Source organism: Thioalkalivibrio denitrificans, assembly GCF_002000365.1.
GTDB lineage: Bacteria > Pseudomonadota > Gammaproteobacteria > Ectothiorhodospirales > Ectothiorhodospiraceae > Thioalkalivibrio_A > Thioalkalivibrio_A denitrificans.
In genome coordinates, this window is the sequence record NZ_MVBK01000131.1 from 1 (window position 1) to 4,615 (window position 4,615).

The window sequence follows — 4,615 nt, forward strand, 5'->3', positions numbered from 1 at the left end:
CAAGAAAAGTAACTCGAGCCCCGCGCAGCGGGGTTCGAAACGCATTTGACTTTCATCGTCAAGGAATCGAAACAGAAACGCGTCCAGGTAGAACACCCGAAACCTGGCGCTCCAATCCACCAACCAGCCGACAACCTTCTGCCAGGCACCCGGAATCGTCACGACCCACCCACAGTATCCTCCAACCACGCCACACACCGCCTCTCCAGCCACCTGCGCCCCAGACTGTCCATGAATCCTACGTGTCCACCCTCTGCGGCCACCTCCAGGCGGATCGCATCGGAGAGTTCTCCCGCCTCGGGGATCACGCCAGGTGTCATGAACGGATCGTTTTCCGTATGCAGGATCAGCGTCGGAATGCGAATACCTCGCAGCCACTGACGGCTGCTCGCCCGGGTGTAGTAATCGTCCACGTTGCGATAGCCGTGCAATGGCGCGGTGACGGCATCATCGAAGGAACGGAAATCGTTGAGGTGAGGCAGCTTCTCCCGATCTACAGGCATGGGCATGCGTCCGCACTTGCTAGCAACGGCGCGCTTCAATCGGCCCACCAGGTACCATTGGTAGACGCGCGAAAACCCGCGTTCCATACGCAGGGCGGCCTGTGACAGATCGAAGGGCACGGAGATGGCGATGGCGGTATCTATGGGGGCGGCTTCGCCCGCTTCTCCCAGCCAGCGCAGGAGGGCGTTGCCGCCCAGTGAGACGCCAATCGCGCCCAGGGAGCGATCGGGCAGTCGGGTGCGCAGCTGACCGGCCACGAAGGCGATGTCGGCGGTCTCACCCGCGCTGTAGGCCCTTGGCAGACGGTTGGGTTCGCCGCTGCAGCCACGGAAGTGCATCACCACGCCCTGGTATCCTGCCATGGCCAGTCGACGGATCAGCCCCGCCGCATAGGGGCTCCGGCTGGAGCCCTCCAGGCCGTGCAGCACCACCACCACGGGGCCCCGTCGCGGTGGGCCCCAGTCCAGGTCCAGGAAGTCGCCGTCAGGCAGTTCAAGGCGCTCCCTGCGCAGCCGGACGCCGCGGCGCGGCAGGAGATTGGGGATCAGTGTCTGCAGGTGAGGGCCTGGCAGCCACCATGCCGGTCGAAAATCCGCCCCGACCCGCATGTTCAGAGGGATCCGTCCGGCTGATGGAGCCCTTGAAACCCCGGCCCGGAGCCGGTACAAAAGGGGCACCATTCCAAACAAGGGTCGCCATGGATCTGCCCTCCATCCGCAGCGCCTACAAGCGCTACGCGCTGACCTATGATGCTTTTTTCGGCCCCATCTTTGCCGGAGGCCGCCGCATGGCGGTTCAGCTGGCCAATACGGGGCCCGGTCAGCGCATCCTCGAGGTAGGCGTGGGGACCGGCCTGTCGTTGCCCGATTATCGGGAGGACGCGCGGGTTGTCGGTATCGACGTCAGTCCCGAGATGCTGAAGATCGCGCGGGAACGATCGCGCAATCTTCCCCAGGTGGAAGGGCTGCTGGAAATGGATGCCGAGCAACTCGCCTTTCCGGACAATTCGTTCGACAGTGTAGTGGCCATGTACGTGGCGTCGGTGGTGCCCGATCCGAGGCGTCTGCTCTCGGAGATGCAGCGTGTGTGCGTGCCGGGGGGCAATGTCCTGGTCATCAATCATTTTGCCTCCAGCCATCCGGTGATCCGCCGCATGGAGCGCGGCCTGCGGCCGCTTTCCAAAGTACTGGGTTTCCGGACCGACATGGAACTGGATTCGCTGCCGGCTCTGCCGGGACTGGAGCGCATTGACGTGCGCAAGGCCAACCTGTTCGGTTACTGGAAGCTCGTTCACTACCGTCACGACGGCGATGCACCCGACGGTGCGCTTGCCGGAGAAGCGCTGGCGGGATAGACGCACCCCCGACCCGCACCGTCCGGTCCTCGATCGCCATTCCCGCACCCTGTGCTTTATAAGTTAAGGCACGGCGCATGCGTTTCGCTTATCCGTCCCTCTTGTCCTGCCTGCGAACTCCTGGGCAAGGGTCGTTTGATCAACAATCAAGTTTCGCGCAAACCATTTGCAAGGGAAAATTTCCACACGAACGAAGATGACAGGGTACTTGTTAATGATCTGTTCAGAGCTTAACGTGGAAAAACGTTCCCCTGAAAACGGCCATCATCGGACGTCACGCCCATGAGTATCGATTGGAAGAGCTACGACCCCAACGGCTTCTACGACGAGCTGATCAGCTCTCCCGGATATCCGCGCGCCGCAGCCCGCACACTGACCTCCTACCTGCGCTCCCTGAGCGATGAAGAGATTCACGAACGAAAGGCTGCCGCCGAGCACGCCATCGTGGAAATGGGCATCACCTTCACGGTGTACACAGAGGGCGGCAACATCGACCGCGCCTGGCCGTTCGACATCATCCCGCGCATCATCCCGCGCAAGGAGTGGACGAAGGTCGAGGAGGGGCTCAAGCAGCGCGTCACGGCGCTCAACATGTTCATCAACGATCTGTACAACGATCAGAAGATTCTCAAGGACAAGGTCTTCCCCAAGGACGTTCTGGCCCAGTCACGCAACTTCCGCAAGCAATGTGTCGGCATCCAGCCGGCCCACAATGTATGGGCCCACATCTGCGGTTCCGATCTGGTGCGCGACAAGGACGGCACCATCTACGTACTGGAGGATAACCTGCGCGTGCCGTCCGGGGTCTCCTACATGCTGGAGAACCGCCAGGTCACCAAGCGCGTCTTTCCCGAACTGTTCGAGAACTACTCGATCCTGCCGGTGGACGAATACCCTTCCCAGCTCTTCGACATGCTGGCCTCCCTGTCCCCGCGGCCTCTGGATTATCCCGAGGTGGTGGTGCTCACGCCGGGGATATACAACTCCGCCTATTTCGAGCACTCGTTCCTGGCGCAGCGCATGGGTGCCGAGCTCGTGGAGGGCAGCGACCTGGTGGTGGGCGATGATGACTGCGTCTACATGCGCACCATCGGCGGTCTCGAGCGGGTTGACGTCATCTACCGGCGCATAGACGACCTGTTCCTAGATCCCGAGGCGTTCAACCCGGATTCCCTGCTCGGCGTGCCGGGGCTCATGCGTGCATGGAGCAAGGGCAACGTGGCCCTGGCCAACGCGCCCGGCGCGGGAGTGGCCGATGACAAGGTGGTTTACGCCTTCGTGCCTGAGATCATTCGCTATTATCTGGATGAAGACCCCGTCATTCCCAACGTGCCGACCTACCGGTGCATGTACAAGGACGAACGTGATTACGTGCTCAAGCACCTGGACGAACTGGTGGTCAAGCCGGCCAACGAATCCGGCGGCTACGGCATGCTCATCGGGCCGCATGCCAGCAAGCGGCAGCGTTCGGAGTTCGCTGACCTGATCAAGAAGGATCCGCGCAACTACATCGCCCAGCCCACGCTGGCGCTTTCCACCACGCCGACGCTGTGCGATGAACACCTGGAGCCGCGGCACGTGGACCTGCGTCCCTTCGTACTGCAGGGGGTGCGCACGGACGTGACGGCGGGCGGACTTACGCGGGTGGCGCTGCGCAAGGGGTCACTGGTCGTGAATTCCTCCCAGGGCGGAGGAAGCAAGGACACCTGGATCGTGGATACGGAGTCTTGAGTGATGCTGTCACGCGTAGCCGAACGTTTGTACTGGATGGCCCGCTATATCGAGCGCGCGGAGAATACCGCGCGCATGGTCATGGCCTTCTCCCATCTCGCGCTGGACATGCCCCGCGCGGTGCAGCTGTCCTGGAAGAGCATGGTCTCCACCACAGGTGGAGACGAGGCCTTTGATCACCATTACCAGCGCGATGACGAGCGCAACTGCGTGAAGTTCCTGCTGGCAGACCTGGATAATCCCAGTTCGATCATGACCTCGCTGACCGGTGCACGGGAAAACGTGCGTACCACCCGGGACCTGGTCCCGTCTGAAGCCTGGGAGTCGGTGAACGAACTGTACCTGTTCGGCAAGGCCAACGCCGAGTCCGGCATCGGCAAGCGCGGCCGCTACGCGTTCCTTTCCGAGATCATCTCCCGATGCCAGCAGATCACCGGTCTGCTGGCGGGCACCATGAGCCACGACTTCGCCTATGACTTCATCCGCTCGGGCCGCAACCTGGAGCGTGCCGACATGAGTTCCCGGTTGCTGGACGTGGCCGGCATCGGGCTGCTCAGCAACGACGACGACATGCAGCCGTTCGAGAATCTGCTGTGGATCAACATTCTCAAGTCGGTGAGCGGCTTCCAGATGTATCGTCAGCACGTGCGCCGGCGGGTCAACGGTGCCCTGGTGATCCAGTTCCTGCTCCAGGACCGGCAGTTTCCGCGCGCCGTGGCCCACGCCCTGGGCGAGGTGGAGACGAGCCTTTCCACCCTGCCGCGCAACGAACTGCCGCTGCGTTACATCGTGCAGGTCAAGCGCCACGTCCAGGATGCCAAGGTGGAGTCCCTGCTCAAGCCGGACGAACTGCACCAGTTCCTCGACCAGATCCAGAAGGACATGGCCGAAACCCACGCAAGCATCACCGAGAACTGGTTCCGCCTCGACCGCGCGGCGTGAGAACAATAGGCGGAATCGCGACGCAGGGGTGAACGAAGGAAGCGAAGGATTACCAGAAGAGAAATTCGTTTCTCTCGCAAAGAC

Annotated in this window: 4 protein-coding genes; 3 read left to right on the top strand and 1 reads right to left on the bottom strand. The window is 62.1% G+C overall.

Features of this window, described 5'->3' with window-relative positions; translation table 11 throughout:
* Nucleotides 1-158: 158 nt before the first annotated feature.
* Nucleotides 159-1,112: a hydrolase gene (locus B1C78_RS16290; protein ID WP_077280221.1), complete on the bottom strand. Its 954-nt coding sequence runs from the start codon at nt 1,110-1,112 to the stop codon at nt 159-161.
* Between the two features lie 89 nt (nt 1,113-1,201).
* Between B1C78_RS16290 and B1C78_RS16295 the strand changes: the two genes are divergently transcribed.
* From B1C78_RS16295 to B1C78_RS16305, 3 genes are all read left to right on the top strand, one after another.
* On the top strand, nt 1,202-1,858 hold the full coding sequence (locus B1C78_RS16295) for a class I SAM-dependent methyltransferase (RefSeq protein ID WP_077280222.1): 657 nt from the start codon (nt 1,202-1,204) through the stop codon (nt 1,856-1,858).
* 282 nt (nt 1,859-2,140) lie between these two features.
* A complete protein-coding gene (locus B1C78_RS16300; protein WP_077280223.1) occupies nt 2,141-3,589 on the top strand; it encodes a circularly permuted type 2 ATP-grasp protein in 1,449 nt (482 codons plus the stop codon).
* A gap of 3 nt (nt 3,590-3,592) precedes the next feature.
* Entirely contained in the window at nt 3,593-4,531 is a 939-nt protein-coding gene (locus tag B1C78_RS16305) for an alpha-E domain-containing protein (protein WP_077280224.1), read from the top strand.
* The last annotated feature ends 84 nt before the right edge of the window (nt 4,532-4,615 follow it).

Coding starts and splice junctions, on each gene's coding strand:
- B1C78_RS16290 (WP_077280221.1), bottom strand. CDS start 1,112: ATGCGGGTCGGGGCGGATTTTCGACCGGCATGGTGGCTGCCAGGCCCT.
- B1C78_RS16295 (WP_077280222.1), top strand. CDS start 1,202: ATGGATCTGCCCTCCATCCGCAGCGCCTACAAGCGCTACGCGCTGACC.
- B1C78_RS16305 (WP_077280224.1), top strand. CDS start 3,593: ATGCTGTCACGCGTAGCCGAACGTTTGTACTGGATGGCCCGCTATATC.
- B1C78_RS16300 (WP_077280223.1), top strand. CDS start 2,141: ATGAGTATCGATTGGAAGAGCTACGACCCCAACGGCTTCTACGACGAG.